Source organism: Halorhabdus salina (assembly GCF_013839425.1).
Lineage (GTDB): Archaea > Halobacteriota > Halobacteria > Halobacteriales > Haloarculaceae > Halorhabdus > Halorhabdus salina.
On record NZ_JACDNP010000001.1, the window covers coordinates 95,247 to 114,208 of the forward strand.

Below are 18,962 nucleotides of genomic sequence, written 5' to 3' on the forward strand. Positions count from 1 at the left end.
TCTCGCGCGGGCCGATAGTCCAAAATATCGGCACCAGATATCTTCGCATTCCAATCCCAACCGAGAGTTGATTCGCATTTTCGAAGGGGCAATCCGCATGAACATGGAGGCCATAGTAAAGACCACATGAGTGAACGGACGGCCAGACTCGAACTGACGGGGTTGAGTTGTGCCAATTGTGCCGGCACCGTCGAGGAACGGGTCGGTGAACTCGCTGGCGTCGCGTCGGTCGACGCCAACTTCGCCACCGAGGAGGGGACCGTCACCTACGACGCCGAGGAGACGTCGCTGGGTGACATTTACGACGCCATCACCGACGCCGGCTACGGGGCGGCCGAAGAGACGATCACGATCGGCATCACGGACATGTCGTGTGCGAACTGTGCCGAAGCCAACGAGACGTCACTCGAAGACACGCCCGGCGTGATCGAGGCCGACGTCAACTACGCGACCGACGAAGCCCAGGTCAAATACAACCCGGCCGATGCCTCACTGGCCGACCTCTACGACGCCATCGAGGCCGCCGGGTACACGCCGATCGAGGAGAGTGACGACGAAAGTGTCTCCGACCAGGAGCGGCAGGACCTCGCCAGGACCGCGGAGATCCGGCGACTCCGCCGGCTGACGCTACTGGGTGCGGGACTGTCGGTCCCGCTGCTCGTCATGCTCGTCGATCACGTCTTCGCGCTCGGAATCCTGCCGGAGTCGGTCGGCCCGGTCGGGACGCCCTGGATCGCGTTCGCGCTGGCGACGCCCGTCCAGGTACTGCTGGGGCGGGAATTCTACGAGAACTCGTACAACGCCCTGGTCAACAACCGGACCGCGAACATGGACGTGCTGATTGCGCTGGGCTCTTCGACCGCGTACGTCTACAGTGTCGCCCGCCTGCTCGGGTTCCCTGGCAGCGGCTACTACTTCGACACCGCGGCGCTGATCCTCGTGTTCATCACACTCGGGAACTACCTCGAAGCCCGTTCGAAGGGCCAGGCGAGCGACGCGATACGCGAGCTGCTCGAACTGGAGGCTGACACCGCGACTGTGATCCGCGATGACGGAACGGAAGCAGAAATCGCGCTCGAAGACGTCGCGGTCGGCGACCGATTGAAGGTCCGACCCGGCGAGAAAATCCCGACCGACGGCGTCGTCGTCGAGGGCTCGAGTGCGGTCGACGAGTCGATGGTCACCGGCGAGTCCGTCCCCGTCGAGAAGAGCGACGGCGCCGAGGTGATCGGGTCGACAGTCAACGAGAACGGCGTCCTCGAAATCGAGGCGACCAGGGTCGGCGAGGAGACGGCGATCCAGCAGATCGTCACGCGCGTCAAGGAGGCCCAGTCCCGCCAGCCCGAGATCCAGAACGTCGCCGACCGGATCAGTGCCGTCTTCGTCCCTGCCGTCATCGCCAACGCCGTGCTGTGGGGGCTGCTGTGGTTCCTGTTCCCCGACGTACTGGCCGGGTTCGTCGACGCGCTGCCGCTGTGGGGACTGGCCGCCGGTGGCCCGGGTGCGGTCGGCGTCGGTGAGTTCGCCGTCGTCGTCTTCGCCTCGGCTGTGCTGATCGCCTGTCCCTGTGCGCTCGGGTTGGCGACGCCCGCAGCGACAATGGTCGGCACGACGATCGGCGCGCAAAACGGCGTCCTGTTCAAGGGCGGGGACGTGCTCGAACGTGTCCGGGACGTCGACACCGTTGTCTTCGACAAGACGGGGACGCTGACCGAAGGCGAGATGGAACTCACCGATGTGACCGCTCTCCCAGAGGCGGACCGGGCCGCGGCGGACGGCGGCGCACTTGCAGCCGAGTCCGAGGTGACCGAGGAGTTCGTCCTGGAAGCCGCCGCCAGCGCCGAGCGAGGGAGTGAACACCCACTCGCAAAAGCGATCGTCGCCGGTGCCCGCGAACGGGGACTCGACCCCACGGAGCCCGACGACTTCGAGAACGTACCCGGCCACGGTGTTCGGGCCGAAACCGACCACGGCGAGGTGCTGGTCGGCAACCGCAAGCTCATGGCCGACAACGGGATCGATCCCGAACCGGCCGCCGAATCCATGGAGCGACTCGAATCGGCCGGCAAGACGGCCATGCTAGTCGCTGTCGACGGGCGGTTGGTCGGCATCGTCGCCGACGCGGACACGGTAAAAGACTCGGCAGCCGAGGCAGTCGCTGCGCTCCGGGATCGTGGCACTGACGTCTGGATGATCACCGGCGACAACGAACGTACCGCACGCGCCGTCGCCGATCAGGTCGGGATCGATCCGGCGAACGTCAAAGCAGCGGTCCTGCCCGACGGGAAGGCCGATGCCATCGAGGATATCCAGGCCGAGGGCCGGCGCGCGATGATGGTCGGCGACGGCGTCAACGACGCTCCGGCACTGGCGGCGGCGTTCGTCGGCACGGCCATCGGATCGGGTACCGACGTCGCCATCGAGGCTGCCGACGTGACGCTGATGCGCTCTGACCCGCTTGACGTCCTCAAAACGGTCCGGATTTCCGAAGGGACACTCTCGAAGATCAAGCAGAACCTCTTCTGGGCACTGGGATACAACACGGCGATGATCCCACTGGCGTCGATCGGACTGCTCCAGCCGGTGCTTGCGGCCGTTGCGATGGCGATCTCCAGCGTCTCGGTGTTGACCAACAGCCTCCTCTTCCGGCGGTACGACCCCAAAACTGACTACAAGCTACTGGGACTGTTCGGCCGCTGAACCCCGGGCAGCCGGCACTGTTCACGACCAGTATTTTAAATTCGTACAATTCTACCCCATCGTTTTCGAGACGACTTCTGTTGTGCTCACTTGTAAAGACCCCAAATTACAGGGAGATTGATTGATCCTACATACTCGCCACAGCGACGAATTGACGGCTATAATAGCGAGAGGGTTTCGGACAATATTGTAAAAGATTTGCAATACTTTGAAAACCCTTTTGTGGGCGCGGCTGATATCCCAATTCGACATCCATGGCCGACGTTGACTTCCCAGAACCGGACGTGACACCCGAGACGATCGAGCCTGCGACGCTGAAAGCCCGAATCGACGCCGGGGATGCCGTCACCATTCTCGACGTCCGGATGGGCAGCGAATACGAGGCGTGGCACATCGACGGCGAGTCCGTCGAGACGATCAACGTGCCGTACTACGAGTTTCTCGACGACGACATCGGCGACGACATCTTCGCCTCGCTCCCCGAGGACGAACAGATCACTGTCGTCTGTGCGAAGGGTGAAGCCAGCGAGTATATCGCTGGCGTGTTGAGCGAGAAAGGCTACGACGCCGAAAACGTGACCGAGGGGATGAACGGCTGGGCGTCGATCTACGAGGCCGTCGAAGTACAGGGCTACGACGGGCCAGGAACCGTCTTTCAGTACCAGCGCCCCTCCAGTGGCTGTCTGGGGTATCTCGTCGTCGACGGCAACGAGGCGGCGGTGATCGATCCACTGCGAGCGTTCACCGACCGCTATCTCGACGATGCCGAGGCCCACGGAGCCGACCTCGTCTACGCACTGGACACGCACGTCCACGCCGACCACGTCTCGGGGATCCGTACGCTCGCCGAGGCGGGCGTCGAGGCCGTCCTTCCTGCCCCAGCGATCGACCGCGGCGTCGAGGACGCCGAGGAGCTGACCGCCGGGGAAAACGGCGATGTCTTCACCGTCGGCAGCGTCGAGATCGAAGCGATCCATACGCCGGGACACACGACCGGGATGACGTCCTACCTCGTCGGCGAGAGTCTGCTCGCGACCGGCGACGGCCTGTTCGTCGAGAGTGTCGCCCGCCCTGACCTGGAAGCAGGTGACGAAGGGGCCGAAGACGCAGCCAAACAGCTCTACGAGACGCTGCAAGAGCGGATTCTGTCCCTCCCTGCGGAGGTGCTGATCGCTGGCGGGCACACCAGCGAGGCTGCCGAGCCCGCAGCCGACGGCACGTATACGGCACCACTGGGCGAACTGGGGGAGGAGATGGACGCCCTCTCGATGAACGAGGCCGACTTCGTGCAGGTGGTCCTTGCGGACATGCCACCCCGGCCGGCCAACTACGAGGACATTATCGCGACCAACCTCGGCCAGAACCCGATCGACGATGAGGAAGCGTTCACACTCGAACTGGGCCCGAACAACTGCGCGGCCAGCCAGGAATCACTCGCCGGGGACTGATCGATCGACATGTTTCCAGACCCGTTCGTGCTCGCGGTATTCGAGACGCTGTTTCCCGAGGGAATTACCCGCTATGCCGTCGGTGGCCTGTTCGTCGGGCTCGGTACCGCGGTCATCTACGCCGCGACGGCCATCGCCCCCGGCGCGAGTTCATTCCTCGAGTCGACGCTCACCTACGTCTCCGATCGGGCGCGCTTCCAGCAGTATCGCGCCTCCCGTGACTGGCGAATCGTCTTCACTATCGGAATCGTCCTCGGCGCAGCCGTCTATGCCGTGATCTGGCAAGGAGCGGTCTGGACCACTGACGTCCAGTGGTGGCGATTGCTGGCCGGCGGCATTCTCGTCGGTGTCGGGACCCGCATCGGGAAAGGGTGTACCTCCGGGCACGGCGTCTGTGGCGTCGGGTCGCGCTCGAAGACCTCCATCATCGGCGTCGTGGCCTTCCTGTCGGTTGCCATCGCGACGGCACAGGTCGTGCTGGCACTGGGGGTGAGTCCGTAATGGCCGGATTGACCACCGACGGCGGCCGTCACCCGCTGTTCATGCCGGTGATCCTGGTGGGCGGACTACTCTTCGGGTTCGGCCTCGCCGCCAGTCAGATGGCCCGCCCGGAAGTCGTACTGGATTTCCTGCAACTGGTCGATCTGGGCCTGCTGTTCGTGATGTTCGGTGCAGCAGCCGTCTCCGGACTGGCTTTTGCGGTACTGCCACAGCTTCGTGAGCGTGCGCCGCTGACCGGCGACACGTACGAGCGCCGGCTGAAATCCTTCGATCGAAACGTCCTGATCGGTGGCGCTATCTTCGGCGTCGGCTGGGGCATCTCGGGTGTCTGTCCTGGTTCGGGCTATGCGAGCCTGGGGATCGGCAACTGGCCGATCTTGCTCGCCATCGCCGGGATGTTCATCGGCGCGTACCTCCAGGGCGTCTGGCGCGAGCTGACCAACTGACCGGCGTCTCCGTTTCGCTCTCATTTCATGGATCCAGCGACGATAGGCCTGTTCGGTGTCGCGAGCGTGGCGAGTCTGTTCATGGCGTGGGTCATCGGCGCCGGTTCCAGCGGTGCGACACCGTTCGCTCCCGCGGTCGGTGCCAACGCGATCTCGACGCTCCGGGCGGCCCTCGTCGTGGGCGTGCTGGGCTTTCTCGGCGCGGTAACGCAGGGCGGCAACGTCTCGGAAGCCGTCGGGAGCGGGCTCGTCGACGGCGTCAGCCTCCCACCAACGGGCGTCATCGCCGTCCTCCTGATCGGTGCAGGACTGATGGCGATCGGAATCAAGACGGGGTATCCGATCGCGACCGCCTTCACTGTCACGGGGGCAGTGATCGGCGTCGGGCTGGCCCTGGGTGGCGATCCGGCCTGGGCGAAGTACCGCGAGGTCGGTGCCGTATGGCTACTCACGCCCATCGCCGGCGGTGCCGTCGCGTTCGCCATCGCCCGCACGCTGCCGCGCCCCGACGTGCCCGAAGACGTGAGTGTGCCCATCCTCGCCGCCCTCGTCGGGGCTGTGGTCGTCAACCTCGAGTTCGCGTTCCTAGAGACGACGGGCGGGACGATCGCCGGTTCCGGCGGGCGGTTGCTACCGATGAGTGACGGGACTTCCATTTTGCTGATGACTGCCCTCGCGAGCGTCGTGAGTTCACTCCTCGTCCGCTGGGACGTCGGCCGGGATTTGACCGGTGGACTCCGACGCTTCTTGCTTGCGCTCGGGTCACTCGTAGCCTTCTCGGCCGGCGCGAGTCAGGTCGGACTCGCAGTCGGTCCCCTGCTCCCGCTCTTTGCGGGACAATCGGTCGTTCCGACGTTCGCACTGCTACTTGGCGGCGGTCTCGGGATGCTCGTCGGATCCTGGACTGGTGCCCCACGGATGATCACCGCTCTCTCACAGGAATATGCCTCACTGGGGCCACGCCGCTCGATTGCCACCCTCGTCCCCGCGTTCCTGATCGCCCAGATCGCGGTCCTACTCGGCGTGCCGGTCTCGTTCAACGAGATCATCGTCAGTGGCATCGTCGGCAGCGGACTGGCCGTCGGCGGGGCCGACGTCAGTCGGCGAAAGCTGGCGGTGACCGTCCTCGCGTGGATCGGCTCGCTCGCGCTGTCGCTGGGACTCGGGTTCGGGGCTGGGAGTCTGCTTCCAGGCGGATGAAGACTGCGGGTTACCGACCAGTCATGATTTCGAACCGGGCACCGCCGGCTTCACTCTCGGAGACAGTGATCGTCCAGTCGTGGGCCTGGACGATCTCCCGAACGATCGCGAGGCCAAATCCCGTCCCGTCATCGGCGGTCGTGTAGCCGCTCTCGAAGACGGTCTGCCGATCGTCGGTGGGAATTCCCGGCCCGTCGTCAGCAACGAAAAAGCCGTTCTCGAGGGCACCGACGGTGACCGTAACGTCGGTGCCGGCATGCTCGATCGCGTTCCGGAACAGGTTCTCGAATAACTGCTGGAGGCGACTCTGCTCAGCCTGGACCGTCACGTCGCCATCGACGTGCAACGACGCGCGATCCGTCTCGACGGTCTCCCAGGATTCCTCGGCAATCGTCGAGAGTGCCACTGCCGTCGTATCGGTGACCGTCCGACCGCCCTGGGCGAGCGTTAGCACGTCATCGATCATGGCATCCATCCGATCGAGGGCGTCTGCGACGGTCTCGAGGTGCTCGCTATCGTGCGCTGATCGGAGGTGATCCAGGCGACCGACCGCCACATTCAACGGATTCCGCAGGTCGTGAGCGAGGACGCTCGCGAACTCGTCGAGCCGCTCGTTCTGGCGTTGTAGTTCGGTCGTGACCAGCCCGTGCTCGAGTTCGTAGCTCACCCACTCGCTCATCAATCGAACGATGGTCTTCTCGGTGTCAGAAAAGGACTCGCCGCGTGGATCGGTCGAGGCAAAGCAGAGCGTGCCGTACAGTTCGCCGTTAGCGACGACTTTCCCGCCGACGTAACTCCCCAGATCGAATACGTCGTATGCAGGATCACCCTCCCAGCCGGCCGCGACAGCGTCGGCGATTACCAACAGCTCGTCGGCCTGGATCGTCTTGCGACAGTAGGCCTCAGAGAGCGGGCACGTCTCGCCCGGTTGGAGCAGTTCGTGATCGCCATGGGCGTGGACGATTCGCTGAGTTCCGGCCTCCGGGTCGCCATCCGCTCCCGTTTCGATCCGGGAGAGAAACCCGTACGGAACGTCGAGTCGCTCACAGCCCAACTCAAGCAGTCGCTCGATTTTTTCCTCGAACGATCGGTCGGAATCGGTCGTGACGTCGTACAGTCGCTGGAGGGTATCGAGTGTGTCCTGTTGCTTTCGCTCCTGTCGTTTGCGTTCAGAGATATCACGAATGATCCCGGTAAATCGATGCTCGCCGTCGATCGTGGTCTCCCCGAAGGAAATCCCCAGCGGAATCTCAGTCCCGTCACGATGCCGACCCGGAAGTTCGATCCAGTCCCAGTCGAATTGTCGCTGCCCGGCATCGAGATAGTGAGAGACGGCCGCCATATGATCATCGTGGAACCGTTCGGGCATGATTTTGAACAGTGACTCACCCACCAGTTCCGCGGGTTCGTAGCCAAACAGATCCGCAATCCCCTTGTTAGCGTACTGAATGACACTGTCCTCGTCGATCGTCAGCACGCCAAGTTTCGTTTGCTGGGTCAGTGCCTCGAAACGAGCCTCGACGCGCTCGAGTTCCCGCAGACGCGTAGCCAGTTGGGCCGAAGATTGAGCCATCGTTTCGGGGCCTGGCGATGTCTGCGTGTCAAACCTGCTGTCGCGGCGGTCTCGAACATCCGTGACAGCGTCGACGATATGCGTTGCAAGCCTGCCAAATGGTGCTGGCCGTTCCTCGCGCAACACGTACTCAGTCACGCCCGCTGAGATTGCATCGCTGGCAACGACTGGCGATTCCACGGCTGTGAACAGCACGAAGGGAAGCTCCGGATAGCGCTCACGGACGGTCTCGAGGAAGGAAACCCCAGTCGTGTCGGGCAGATCGAACGCCGAAACGACACACTCGAATCCCCCGGCTGCCAGGGATTTCTGGCCCGATTTCGCTCCGACGACGCTCTCGACAGCGAGTCTGTCGTCTTCGCCCGCCAAGGAAGTCACCACAGACGTGGCCGCGTCCGCTTCGCCCCCGACGTACAGGACGCGGATCGTCTCGTCCATGGTGGATTCTCCCACCGACCGCAGTTAAACAGTTCGGCCGCCCCATCGAAAGGCCATGTGGCCGGGATCGACCGATGGCAAAACTCGTCGTCGATCGCCATCCCCGATTTGCCGTTCCGAAACGGACCACGCCAGGGAAACGATTCAAGCAACCCGCTTTGGCGGAACGAGCATCACGTTGCCGTCGGCTCTAGCGACGATATCCTCGGAGACGCTGCCCAGGAGTAGGCGCCGGAGACGACTGTGGCCCCGCGACCCGACCAGCGTCGTGCTCGGATCGTGATCGTCTTCCGCTGCCAGGATTTCCTCGACGGGATCGCCCTGCCGGACGTTGATACGCGTCTCGATGTCCCACTCCTCGAGTTGATCCGCGAGTTCGTCGAGGCGTTGGCGGGGTTCCTCATCGACATCGGGATCAGCCGGCGTCCGGACGTGGACCAGCGTCGCCTCTTCGGTCGCGTGCCGGAGGTACGAAAACGCCTCGAAGGCTTCCTGAGCGTTCTCGGAGAAATCAGTCGCATAGAGCAGCCGCTGAAAGAGGTGCTCCTGGAGAACGTCCGGGTCGTCGGTCGCCCGCTGGATCCGGTTGACGAGCAGCGGCGTCACCGACGTTCGCGCGAGATTCCGAGCCGTCGACCCGATGAAACGGTTCTCCAGCGGACTCGAGCCCCGAGAGCCGACGATCGAGAGACTCGCACCAACTGACTCCGCGATCCCGTTGATCCGGCGATGGGGCGTCCCGCGGACGACGTGCATCTCGACGCCGAATCCCGCGGTTTCGAAGGTCTCCCGATAGCGATCGAGGGCCTGCCGGCGACGCTCCTCGAAGTTCATCCCTGGCATCCCGGAGTGGACGTTCGACGGGACGACCGTTACGAGGTGAAACTCCTCGATACCGATCCGATCGAGACACTCCAGGCACGTCTCGTTGGCGATGGTGGCCTCACTCGCTTTCGAGAGGTCTGTCGCGTAGACGGCTCGCATACTGATTCGTAACAGCCGACATTATAATATTGCTTCGATTAGCCAATACTATATTGGAGAGAGAACAATCCCGAAACGGATTCGTTGTGAAGAGCGACCGAGTACCGACAGACTGTCTCGAATCCCAGAGGAACGAAAAGCGGAGAAAATCACCCCAAACGCGCTATTCGTCCGAAAACAGACGTCGGCGTTCGATAGCGAATGGGGCGCGCAAGGCTATATTTGGATAGGTTTTGTGAATATTCGCGTCGGTTACGTGGCGGATACGCGTTTGTAATATTGTGCGATATGTTCAAAAACGTTTTACCCACCCGTGGAATAAGGGGTATTGAAGAGGAACCCATGAGCCACACACTACTATCGACGGCAGGGAGAGACACATGATCGGACTCGGATCGGGAGCCCAGATGATACAGGCGGCCACGCTCGTGGGCGTGGTATTGCTCGAAGCGGTCGTCCTCTATCTGGGATACGGAGCGCTGTCGAATGTCGTCGGAGAACCACTCGTCGAACGCATTCGCACGCTCTAATCCATGGAGTTGTTCGGATTCGCCGCGAGCATGATCGGCCTGTTCGTCGGCTTTGGCTTCATGGTCGGCGTCCTGTTTGGCTTCTTCGGGATGGGTGGGTCGTTCCTCGTGACGCCCGCGCTGATGATCATGGGCTTTGAGACGACTACCGCCGTCGGGAGCGGGATGGCCTTCGTCTTCGGGACGGCCATCATCGCGACGCTCAAGCACCGGGATCTCGGTCAAGTCGACTACAAACTCGGCGGGCTGATGATCGTCGGCACCACCGCCGGCATCGAAGTCGGCCGGATCGGCCTGTACTTTCTCCAGGACCAGGGACTGGCTGGGCTGGTGGTCGGCGTCACCTACGTCGTCCTTCTGGGTGGCGTCGGGCTGTTCGTCACCCGCAATGCGATCAGAAACGACAATGACGGTGACGAGGGCGACAACGATCACCACGACCCCGACGCCGAGATCGACCCGGACGCGATCCCGGACATCGCGAAGCAAATCCAGTCCTACAACGTCCCGCCGATGCTGGCGATCAGTGGCGGGATCAAGGTCTCACTGTGGATGATTCTCGGCGTCGCGTTCGCGACCGGGCTCCTGTCGGGATTCCTGGGCGTCGGCGGCGGATTCATTCGGATGCCCGCGATGTTTTACCTGATCGGCATTCCCGTCCCGATCGCGGTCGGGACCGATCTCTTCGAGATCGTCTTCTCGGGCGGCCTCGGTTCGTTCCTCTACGGGCTGGAAGGCGGGGTCGACCTATCGATCGTCGCGCCGCTTTTGGCCGGGAGCGCACTCGGCGCGCGGATCGGTTCGACGGCGACCAGCCTCGTCGACGAGAGCGAGATCAAGATCTACTTCGGGCTGATGTTGCTCGGCGGTGCGGTGGCAGTCGCCCTCCGGCAACTCGGCAACGCAACTGGGATCAACGAACTTCAGGTGATCAGTTTCGGGCTAATCATGCTCGCGGCGCTGGCCGTCGGGGGCGCTGTCATCTACAGTGCCGTGCAAGCGATCCGGGACGACGCACGGTCCACTGGCGTCACCCCGGCAGATTGACGGAAAGAGCCCTTATAAGTCGCCCTGACGGGCCGCCCGCCGGATGTTCCCCGCTCGTTCGCGGATCCCCTCGCGTTCGGCTTCGTCTTTGTCGTCCCAGTGACTGTAGACCAGTCCCATCCGGTGGTTCGACCGCAGTCGATCCTCGTTGCGCCCCAGAAAGTCCCAGTACAGCGCGTTGAACGGACAGGCGTTCTCCCCGACCGTCTTGGTCTTATAATAGGGGCAACTGCCACAGTAGTCACTCATGCGATCGACGTAGTTGCTGGATGCCACGTACGGTTTCGTCGAGAGTGCGTCGCTGGCGAACGTTCCCATCCCGACGACGTTGGGCGTCGTGACCCAGTGATAGGCGTCGACGAAGGTGGCGTGAAACCACCGATTGAGCGCTTGGGGGTCGATCCCAAACGTCGTCGCGAAGTTCGAAAGGACCATCAGCCGTTCGATATGGTGGGCGTAGCCCCGGCGGCGGACGCCCTGGATGACGTCGTTGAGGCAAACCATGTCCGTCTCACCCGTCCAGAAGAAGTCGGGAAGTGGTTCGGTCGCATCAAGTTGGTTCGCCTGGGAGAACTCGTCGCGCTCGCGACGATAGACGTGGCGCATAAACTCCCGCCAGCCAAGCACTTGCCGGACGAACCCCTCGACGCTGTTGAGCGGTGCGTTCCCGTTTTCGTACGTCTGGATCGCTCGCTCGATGACTTCCCTGGGATGGAGTAGTCCCAGGTTGAGGCTGCTCGATAGCAGCGAGTGGCTCATCGCCCACGAGTCTTCCCGCATTGCATCCTGGTACGGGCCAAACGTTGCCAGCCGATTCGCACAGAAGTCTTCGAGAGCGCGCAGGGCTTGTTCGCGGGTAACTGGCCACTGAAACTGAGCGGGATTGGCCCACGATCCGCCGTAGGGAGCCTCGTCATAGCCACCGTCGAACGTTTCCCGGACCCAGTCGATCACCTCGCGCGTCGTCTCGTCGGGTTCGAATTCCGGCGGTTCGGGTGGCACCCAGTCGTCGGGTGGCGTCTCGCGGTTGTCCTCGTCGTAGTTCCACTCGCCGCCGACCGGGTCGCCTTCGTCCATCAGGTGGCCGGTTTCCCGCCGCATGAAGCGATAGAAGTCCTCGTGACGGTAACCGTCGCGGCCGTCGGCCCAGGCGTCGAAGCGGTCGCGCGAACAGCAAAAGCGGTCGTTGCCGACGATCGTGAGTTGCCCACCGCAGTCTGTGGCGAGCGACCGAAGGCGGTCCGCTCCACCCCCTGCCGGCCGCATGAGCTTCAAGTCATCGTCCGGGTGGGAGTCGAAGTGAGTTTCCAGCCCCTCCCGGAAGGTCTTGGCCCGGTAATAGTGGACTCTTCGGCCGGCTTCGCGACAGCGATCCCGGAAGTGCCGCATCGCGCTGAACACCAGCGCTAGCTTGTGGGGATGGTAGGGGAGACGGCGGGCGAACGCGCGGGCCTCGATCATGAGGATCGGGTCGTCCTGGCAATTGGCGACCGGTCCGTGGCGACGCGTCAACTGATCGCCGAGCACCCAGACGGTCACCGGACTGCCCTCTCGAGACGCATACGCCGCCGTTCGGTCCGGTGGTGTGTAAAGGTACGTTTCGATGGGTTGTGACGATGTCCTTCGCGATATCCTGCCAGGATTTGTCGCTGTCCCTCGGAACGGGGAGTCGGGCGGCCAGTAAACTTGCGTAAGGTACATACCCGAAAGCATATCCCAATCCAGTCAAGCGCTTATCATTATGAGGCGAGCCACGCTGCTAGCCCTCTTCGTAGGTCTGTGTCTCCTCGTGGCCGGCTGTGGCGGAGTGGTGCAGACACAGACGGAGGAGCACACCACAGAACAGCGATTCGACGGCGATGCAAACGCGCACGTCCAGGTGTTCAATCCCACGAACGAGACGTGGAATACCTCGTACCGAATCGAACGAAATGGCTCAGTGGTACTGGATACGACCCACCCCGTGCGGTCCGAACAGATGTGGGAAGTGACGACTATCGAACAGCCCGGGAACTATACGTTCACTATCGCGACCGGGAACTGGACGGACTCCGTCGCAGTCCGACTGCCGGCCGCAGTCGGCGACCGAAACAGCTACGTGGAGACCACGGAGATGGACGGCGAGTTCAGTCTTCGAGTTCGAGTGGCGCAATGATCGGTACCGACGAGACTGATCGTCGAGAAATGGGCGAAACACGGTGATCGGCACGCGATAAATCTCGCCCGATTGCTCCGTTCCACTCGGTCACCGGAACCCGGAGAAATGCCGCCGTATCCGCCGAGCAAGCGGGCAACCCTTGTTGGCGGGGTGGTCGGAACAGGTATCGGCCAGAGTTCAGTCCTAGTGCTCGATTATCTTGTCGTGACGATCACCCTCTGTCTGCTGTACAGCGTCGGGGTCACGCTCCCGATCGACAATATCCGAATCCTCCGCGGAGCACCGCATGACGGTGGGCGTTGGGTGGCCATCGCCTTCGGTGACACCGTCGGCCACGTCCTGCTGGTGTTCGGGGTCGCGTTAGTCTCACTGATGTACGGGATCGGCATCCCGTTCGCTGATCTGTCCGAATACTGACCTCGGCCGGATGTGGGTACTCCTGAAGTCCCCAAGTCCTCCGCTCCCCACTACGTCCGTCGCGACGGACGCGGCGGGAGTTCGCCGAGCGAAGCGGACGCGGCGGGAGTGAGCGATCACGAAGTGATCGCGATCTACGCCGCGTCCGGCGGGTGTGACGAGCGGACGCGAGGAACCGCGACGGACGCGGCGGGATTCGAACCCGCGATCGAGGGGTTAGGAACCCCTCGCCCTATCCGCTAGGCCACGCGTCCCGACCAGTGGTTGGCGTGGCGGGAGAAAAAACGGTTGCGTTCGATCCCTCTCCGAGGAGACTCAGTTCGAGTTGGTTTCGGTGTCGGACTGGGTCTCAGACGAAGACTGAGTCGTCGGTTCGGCACTCGCAGACTTCGCCGATTCCGACGCCGGTTCGGCCCCATCTTTCATCTCATCGAGTTCCTGCTCGACTTGTTCGCGCCCTTTCTGGAATTCGCCCATCGCCTGCCCGGTCGAGCGAGCGAGTTTCGGAATCTTGTTTGCACCGAACAGTAACACTGCCAACAGCACAATCAGCAGTAGTTCGGGTCCGCCCGGGATGCCACCGAGTTGTAGGATCAATCCATCGATCATCGCTACTAGAGTGTTGCCAACTGTGTATTATAGGCTTTTTGCTAGCCGGGTGTACAGCACCACCCTCGGCGAGGATCGGCAATTGTCGTGAACGGCACATCTTTTGGGCCACCATGCGTACCATGGGTTGCAATGGTTTCTGAAGGCACCGAAGCCCCCGATTTTACGGCACCGCTCGCAAACGGCGAGATCGACTCGTTTAGGCTCTCCGAGAGCCTCGATGATGGCCCGATCGTCCTGGCGTTTTTCCCCGGCGCGTTCACGAGCGTCTGCAGCCACGAAATGACCGAGTTCCGCGACCGCTATGAAGAGGTCGAACACGCGGGAGGGACGCTATACGGAATCAGCGTTGACTCGCCGTTCGCACTCAACGAGTTCCGCGACAAACTCGAGTTGCCCTTCGACCTGATCAGTGACGCCGAGAAGGAAATCGTCGACGGCTACGACCTCGCGATGGACTTCGACGAACTGGGCGTCTATGACGTCGCCAAGCGCTCGGTATTCGTCGTCGACAGCGATGGAGAGCTTGCCTACGCATGGGTCAGCGACGACCCCGGGGTCGAGCCGGACTACGACGAAGTCATCGAGGAAGTGGCCGAGGCGGCCTGAATTCGCGATCGCGGAACGGCGAGCGAGAAGTGGCAGACAAAGAGAGATCGCACACGCGGTATTTTTCTCGCGAAAGCCTTTGTATCGAGTATGAGCGAGCCAACCGACACACCAGAGACAAGCGAAAACGGGGGACGAATCTACGATCCAGGGGCCGAACACGGGTTCCCGGACGAGCGACTCAACGAGGTCCTGGCATACGTGACCGAGGATGCCGAGATCCAGGCGTATCTCTCCGCCCAGAACGTCAACCCTGTGGCGCGCAAACAGTACAACGATCACGGCCAGAAGCACATCGAGATCGTTCGCAACCGAGCGTTGTGTCTGTACGACCTGCTGAAACAGGGTGGTGTCACGTTCAACGGGGCGCGCGAGCAGGGCCTCGAGGAGAGAGACGAACCCGTCATTATCGCCCTCGCGGCGACGTTACACGACATCGGCCACGTCGTCCACCGGCACGACCATCCCTATTATTCGATCCCGCTCGCGGCCGATTTGCTCGATCGCGTCCTCCCGGAGTTGTCGTTCTACGACATAGCCGAGCAGGTTCAAATCAAAAGCGAGGTTCTGCACGCGATTCTGTGCCACGACACGGCAGAAGTACCGCTGACCCTGGAGGCAGGCGTCGTACGGGTCGCCGATGCACTCGACATGGAGAGGGGCCGGTCGCGATTCCCTTACGAACAAGGCGGGCGCGGGATCAACACGGTTTCCAGTCAAGCCATCGAGGCAGTGAACCTTCGGTCAGGCGACGGAACGCCCGTGCTAATCGAAATCGAGATGACCAACGCAGCGGGCGTCTACCAGGTGGACAACCTTCTGAAGGCCAAACTCCAGGATTCGGGGCTAGGGGAACACCTCCGGATCGTCGCCGTCAACTCCCGACAGGACGCCGATCGGATCGTCGAGCGGATCGAATTGTGAGCGGGAACCACACCGAATGCCACACCGGACGGTTTTAGAGGGTCGGGATACTCTAGACACTTGTTATGGGCTTTGGTAGCTACGATGAATCCGAACAGGAGAACCAGGCCAGCGGATCAGACATCGACGACAGCGAGAGCGTCGACGTCGATGCAACCAACCACAAGGGCGAAGTCAAATTCGAGTCCGACGCATCCCAAGACGAACTCCTGGACAAACTCCAGGACATGAAAGACTGACGACGGACCGTTTCTCTCTATCGCGTTTCCACACCGGTTTGCGTTTCGTACGTTTCGGCCAGATCGTCCAGCGCCGCGTGATGCTCGGTCGTGTGTGGCGCCGTCAACGGCGAGACGCTGACCCGTCCCTCGACGACGGCCCGTCGATCAGTCCCGTCCGGGTCGGGAATCGTGCCCTCTGCCATCCACTCCCAGATCCGGTCGTGGAGTTCGATCTCGCCGCCGTCCTTGACGGCGCCCATCTCGTAGACGCGTGAGGGCGACGTTATCTCCATCGGCGCACTCGCCGTGCCGGCTTCGGCCAATGGGGCGTTCACGTTGAGGTAATCGGCATGCTCGAACACCCCCGCATCGGGGGCCGCATCGACGAGGTACCGCGCCACTGCCGTCGCGTTGGCATACGAGCCCGGTTCCTCGGTCAGTGGCTCCCACTTGTCGTCGTCTCTGACGGGAACGTACATCGAGACGGCGATGGCTGGCACGTCGAAGAAGGTAGCCTCGACGGCCGCACTGACGGTGCCCGAGCGCCCGAGGACGTACGCTCCGAGGTTGGCACCGTCGTTGCACCCGGCGACGACCATGTCGGTCTGGGGGACGAGTGCTTCTATGCCCGCGACGACGCAGTCGGCCGGCGTCCCATCGATGACGTAGCCCAGTTCGTGTTCGCGCACACCGACGTTCGCCGAGATCGACCGCCCGACAGCGCTTCGATCGTCTGCTGGCGCGACGACCGTTACGTCGGCGACTGTCGAGAGTTCGTCGTACAGCGCACGCAAGCCAACGCTATCGATCCCGTCGTCGTTCGTCAGGAGAATCCGCGGCTCACCGGCGTCCATGGGCGCGTTCCGAGTCTGGTGGGCAAAAGGCTGTCCCCCCGCTGTCTGATGGGCAAACGGCTGTCTCCCCACCTGCCCGAAACAGATCCCTTCTCAGACTGGCACGCGCTCGACGACAGTCTCGCCGTCGACGACGAGATTGTACGCTGCCTCGTCGTCGTTCCACAGCGCCAGCACGTTCTCGAAGGCGAGGAGATGGCCGTACTCGCTCTCGCGCAGATCGTGGTTGAGGATCGACTCTTTGGTCAGGACGGCGAAATGATCGATCCGCTCGCTGCCGTCACCGACGAGGAAGACCGGGTTCGCATCGGTCGCGTCCCGGAGGTCCGGACTCAGTTTGATCCCCACGAGGTTGATCCGGTCGGTGACGTATCCCTCGGCGTCTCCCATCTTCGCAACGCGAGACTGATCCGGGCGATACTCGATCGCCCGGGCATCGTCTCGACGGAGGATCGAATAGGCGTACTGGACGTCGACGTTGACGAATTCGCCGTCCGTCTCGGCGGACGCGGCGTCGTCCAACCGGCGCTGGAACGGCGGGACAGCCACGTCAGGCTTGCGCGTGAACGACCAGCAATCGCCCCCGGGCCGCTCGTCGGGCCAGAGTCGTACCGTCGGCCCAAAAATCGTGTACGTGTCCTCGACTGCCCGCTCTGCGGTCCGCAGTCCCATGGCCGTCTGTTTGTCGGCGGGCGCGACCGCGAGGATCGAGCCATCGGGGGCGAGGGCAGACTCGTACCGACGCAGGACCGCCCCAGGATCGGTCAGTTCGTTCAGTACGTTCCCGAAGACGATCAGATCGAATTCTTCCGCAGGCTCGAAGGTCTCGGCCCGATCGCGGTGGACAGAGACATGGACGTTCGGACCTGTTGCGTCGAGCAACTCAGAGAGGACCTCGGCTGCACCGTCGCCGGGTTCGACGGCGTGGTACTCGACGATCCCGCCGGCCTCGACGACGAGATCACAGAGTCCAAGCGCCGGACCGCCGACGCCCGCGCCAACGTCCAGAACCCGAAGCTGTGCCGGCACGCGATCGTCGGCAAGCAACGGTTCGAGTGCGTACTGTCCGACGGCGTAGTAATCAGGGAGGTGGTAGATGGCATACGCGAGGGCCGTGAGTCGATCGTAGGTGACGGCATCGTCGTTGAGATAGGCCTCCTTGACGGAACGAATCCGCTCTCGAAGCCGGGCGCCGGGGTCTCCCGTCGGCCAGCCTGCGCCGAATTCGCCGACCAACTCGTCCTCGAGGACCCTCGCGTATCGTTCGGGGAACGCCTCGACCTGGTCGACAGCCGCATCAAGCGGGCCGTCGGGTGCGGGGACAAACGTCCCGTCCGCGCGCTCTCGAAGGCCCAGATCGACGGCAGCCTCCCGGAGTGTCTGCTTGATGACAGCCGGGTGGGGTTGGTCCGGGACGTACTCACAGATCTCATCGGGGTCGATCGGGCGGACCTCCCGGAGATACTTCGCGTTGTCGACAATTGCCTCGCGGCGCTCGTCAGTCATCGCTCGCCTCGGGTCGGGCCTGGTGGTAGAGTTGCTCGAAGGCCTCAGCGTCGGCGTCGGCGAGTTCCCTGGCCGTCTCGGCGACGGCCTCGCTCCCCTCGAAGGCCGACTGGATGTCGGCGTAGACGCGGGCCTCGCCGGCGGTAACCTGTTCGAGCAGATCGAACAGCCCCGCGGAGATCGGCGTCTGGAAGCGCTCTGGGACTGGCTGGGCGGCAAGCCCAAACGCCAGGATCGCGGCGTGTGTCCGAGCCTGGACAGTCTCCATCGCTCTGTCGTGTTCTTCGGGAGTCGTCTCGAAGAGATCGTTCCCGGCCGCCGCGAGGGCTGCGCGGACCCGGTCGGTCACTGGCCCGGGCTCGTCGGCCACCAGCGGGACGTTCCCTGGCGCATTTACAGGGGCAAAGAGGGGGTGGAAACTCACCCGTTCACACGCGGGAGCGGATTCGGCCATCGCGGCCACCGGTTCGTTCATAATCCCGGACAGATCACAGATCGCCTGTTCGGCGTTCTCCGCGTGCGTTTCGATCGCTTCGGCCGTCGCCGGGATCGGGACCGCGAGACAGACGAGGTCGAAGCGCTCGTCGGTCTCGAGGGCGACCGCACGATTTCCGACGCGTTCGGCGGCGGCCCGTGCGATCGCTGGATCGGCGTCGGCAAACGCGACGGTCGGTGGGGCTTCAAGGTGTTCGTCGAGCGTCCGGGCGAACCACCGGCCCATCTCCCCGGCGCCGACGACGAGTACGTCCATGGGTTCAGATACTGCGGTACGGATCAAAAGCCGTTCGTCTCGCGGA

At 63.0% G+C, this 18,962-nt stretch carries 19 protein-coding genes and 1 tRNA gene; 12 read left to right on the top strand and 8 right to left on the bottom strand.

The annotated features are described in order from the left end of the window. Positions 1 to 126 precede the first annotated feature (126 nt). From HZR20_RS00440 to HZR20_RS00460, 5 genes are all read left to right on the top strand, one after another. Positions 127 to 2,700, top strand: coding sequence for a heavy metal translocating P-type ATPase (locus tag HZR20_RS00440; RefSeq protein ID WP_181684627.1), 2,574 nt, complete (start codon positions 127 to 129; stop codon positions 2,698 to 2,700). A gap of 254 nt (positions 2,701 to 2,954) precedes the next feature. Beyond that, the gene (locus HZR20_RS00445; RefSeq protein WP_181684628.1) at positions 2,955 to 4,148 is read left to right on the top strand and encodes an MBL fold metallo-hydrolase; all 1,194 of its coding nucleotides are present in this window, start codon (positions 2,955 to 2,957) and stop codon (positions 4,146 to 4,148) included. 9 nt (positions 4,149 to 4,157) lie between these two features. Then, entirely contained in the window at positions 4,158 to 4,649 is a 492-nt protein-coding gene (locus tag HZR20_RS00450; RefSeq protein ID WP_181684629.1) for a YeeE/YedE family protein, read from the top strand. After that, entirely contained in the window at positions 4,649 to 5,095 is a 447-nt protein-coding gene (locus HZR20_RS00455; protein WP_181684630.1) for a YeeE/YedE family protein, read from the top strand. Before HZR20_RS00450 ends, HZR20_RS00455 begins: the two co-directional genes overlap by 1 nt. A 27-nt stretch (positions 5,096 to 5,122) precedes the next feature. Next, positions 5,123 to 6,295, top strand: a complete 1,173-nt coding sequence (locus tag HZR20_RS00460) for an inorganic phosphate transporter (RefSeq protein ID WP_181684631.1) — start codon at positions 5,123 to 5,125, stop codon at positions 6,293 to 6,295. A 10-nt stretch (positions 6,296 to 6,305) separates the two neighbouring features. Here HZR20_RS00460 and HZR20_RS00465 read toward each other — a convergent pair whose 3' ends face one another. Together HZR20_RS00465 and HZR20_RS00470 are read right to left on the bottom strand one after the other, a co-directional pair. Further along, positions 6,306 to 8,306, bottom strand: a complete 2,001-nt coding sequence (locus HZR20_RS00465; RefSeq protein ID WP_181684632.1) for a PAS domain S-box protein — start codon at positions 8,304 to 8,306, stop codon at positions 6,306 to 6,308. 144 nt (positions 8,307 to 8,450) lie between these two features. After that, positions 8,451 to 9,290, bottom strand: a complete 840-nt coding sequence (locus HZR20_RS00470; protein ID WP_181684633.1) for a universal stress protein — start codon at positions 9,288 to 9,290, stop codon at positions 8,451 to 8,453. 380 nt (positions 9,291 to 9,670) lie between these two features. Between HZR20_RS00470 and HZR20_RS00475 the strand changes: the two genes are divergently transcribed. Both HZR20_RS00475 and HZR20_RS00480 read left to right on the top strand, forming a co-directional pair. Further along, entirely contained in the window at positions 9,671 to 9,820 is a 150-nt protein-coding gene (locus tag HZR20_RS00475) for a DUF7512 family protein (protein WP_181684634.1), read from the top strand. A gap of 3 nt (positions 9,821 to 9,823) precedes the next feature. After that, positions 9,824 to 10,867, top strand: coding sequence for a sulfite exporter TauE/SafE family protein (locus HZR20_RS00480; RefSeq protein WP_181684635.1), 1,044 nt, complete (start codon positions 9,824 to 9,826; stop codon positions 10,865 to 10,867). A gap of 12 nt (positions 10,868 to 10,879) precedes the next feature. On the opposite strand, the gene HZR20_RS00485 is transcribed toward HZR20_RS00480, so the two are convergent. Next, entirely contained in the window at positions 10,880 to 12,406 is a 1,527-nt protein-coding gene (locus HZR20_RS00485; RefSeq protein WP_181684636.1) for a cryptochrome/photolyase family protein, read from the bottom strand. Positions 12,407 to 12,677: 271 nt separating this feature from the next. On the opposite strand from HZR20_RS00485, the gene HZR20_RS00490 reads away from it, so the two are divergent. Both HZR20_RS00490 and HZR20_RS00495 read left to right on the top strand, forming a co-directional pair. Further along, positions 12,678 to 13,022, top strand: a complete 345-nt coding sequence (locus tag HZR20_RS00490) for a hypothetical protein (protein WP_181684637.1) — start codon at positions 12,678 to 12,680, stop codon at positions 13,020 to 13,022. A gap of 108 nt (positions 13,023 to 13,130) precedes the next feature. Beyond that, the gene (locus HZR20_RS00495) at positions 13,131 to 13,442 is read left to right on the top strand and encodes a hypothetical protein (RefSeq protein ID WP_181684638.1); all 312 of its coding nucleotides are present in this window, start codon (positions 13,131 to 13,133) and stop codon (positions 13,440 to 13,442) included. A gap of 181 nt (positions 13,443 to 13,623) precedes the next feature. Here HZR20_RS00495 and HZR20_RS00500 read toward each other — a convergent pair. Together HZR20_RS00500 and HZR20_RS00505 are read right to left on the bottom strand one after the other, a co-directional pair. Beyond that, a tRNA-Arg gene (locus HZR20_RS00500) sits at positions 13,624 to 13,696 on the bottom strand. A gap of 61 nt (positions 13,697 to 13,757) precedes the next feature. After that, on the bottom strand, positions 13,758 to 14,051 hold the full coding sequence (locus tag HZR20_RS00505; protein WP_181684639.1) for a Sec-independent protein translocase subunit TatA/TatB: 294 nt from the start codon (positions 14,049 to 14,051) through the stop codon (positions 13,758 to 13,760). Positions 14,052 to 14,183: 132 nt separating this feature from the next. Here HZR20_RS00505 and HZR20_RS00510 point away from each other — a divergent pair, with 132 nt between their 5' ends. The 3 genes from HZR20_RS00510 to HZR20_RS00520 all read left to right on the top strand — a co-directional run bounded on the left by HZR20_RS00510 (position 14,184) and on the right by HZR20_RS00520 (position 15,823). Beyond that, a complete protein-coding gene (locus tag HZR20_RS00510; RefSeq protein ID WP_181684640.1) occupies positions 14,184 to 14,660 on the top strand; it encodes a redoxin domain-containing protein in 477 nt (158 codons plus the stop codon). 90 nt (positions 14,661 to 14,750) lie between these two features. After that, on the top strand, positions 14,751 to 15,584 hold the full coding sequence (locus HZR20_RS00515) for an HD domain-containing protein (RefSeq protein WP_181684641.1): 834 nt from the start codon (positions 14,751 to 14,753) through the stop codon (positions 15,582 to 15,584). Between the two features lie 65 nt (positions 15,585 to 15,649). Continuing rightward, complete coding sequence (locus HZR20_RS00520; protein ID WP_181684642.1) at positions 15,650 to 15,823, top strand: DUF5786 family protein; 174 nt, start codon at positions 15,650 to 15,652, stop codon at positions 15,821 to 15,823. Between the two features lie 17 nt (positions 15,824 to 15,840). Here the strand turns inward: HZR20_RS00520 and surE are convergent, their stop codons facing one another. The 3 genes from surE to HZR20_RS00535 all read right to left on the bottom strand — a co-directional run bounded on the left by surE (position 15,841) and on the right by HZR20_RS00535 (position 18,916). Further along, the gene (surE, locus tag HZR20_RS00525) at positions 15,841 to 16,659 is read right to left on the bottom strand and encodes a 5'/3'-nucleotidase SurE (protein ID WP_181684643.1); all 819 of its coding nucleotides are present in this window, start codon (positions 16,657 to 16,659) and stop codon (positions 15,841 to 15,843) included. Positions 16,660 to 16,752: 93 nt separating this feature from the next. Then, positions 16,753 to 18,165, bottom strand: a complete 1,413-nt coding sequence (locus tag HZR20_RS00530) for a methyltransferase domain-containing protein (RefSeq protein WP_181684644.1) — start codon at positions 18,163 to 18,165, stop codon at positions 16,753 to 16,755. Beyond that, the gene (locus tag HZR20_RS00535) at positions 18,158 to 18,916 is read right to left on the bottom strand and encodes a prephenate dehydrogenase/arogenate dehydrogenase family protein (protein WP_181684645.1); all 759 of its coding nucleotides are present in this window, start codon (positions 18,914 to 18,916) and stop codon (positions 18,158 to 18,160) included. The genes HZR20_RS00530 and HZR20_RS00535 overlap by 8 nt, the downstream gene beginning before the upstream one ends. Positions 18,917 to 18,962 lie beyond the last annotated feature (46 nt).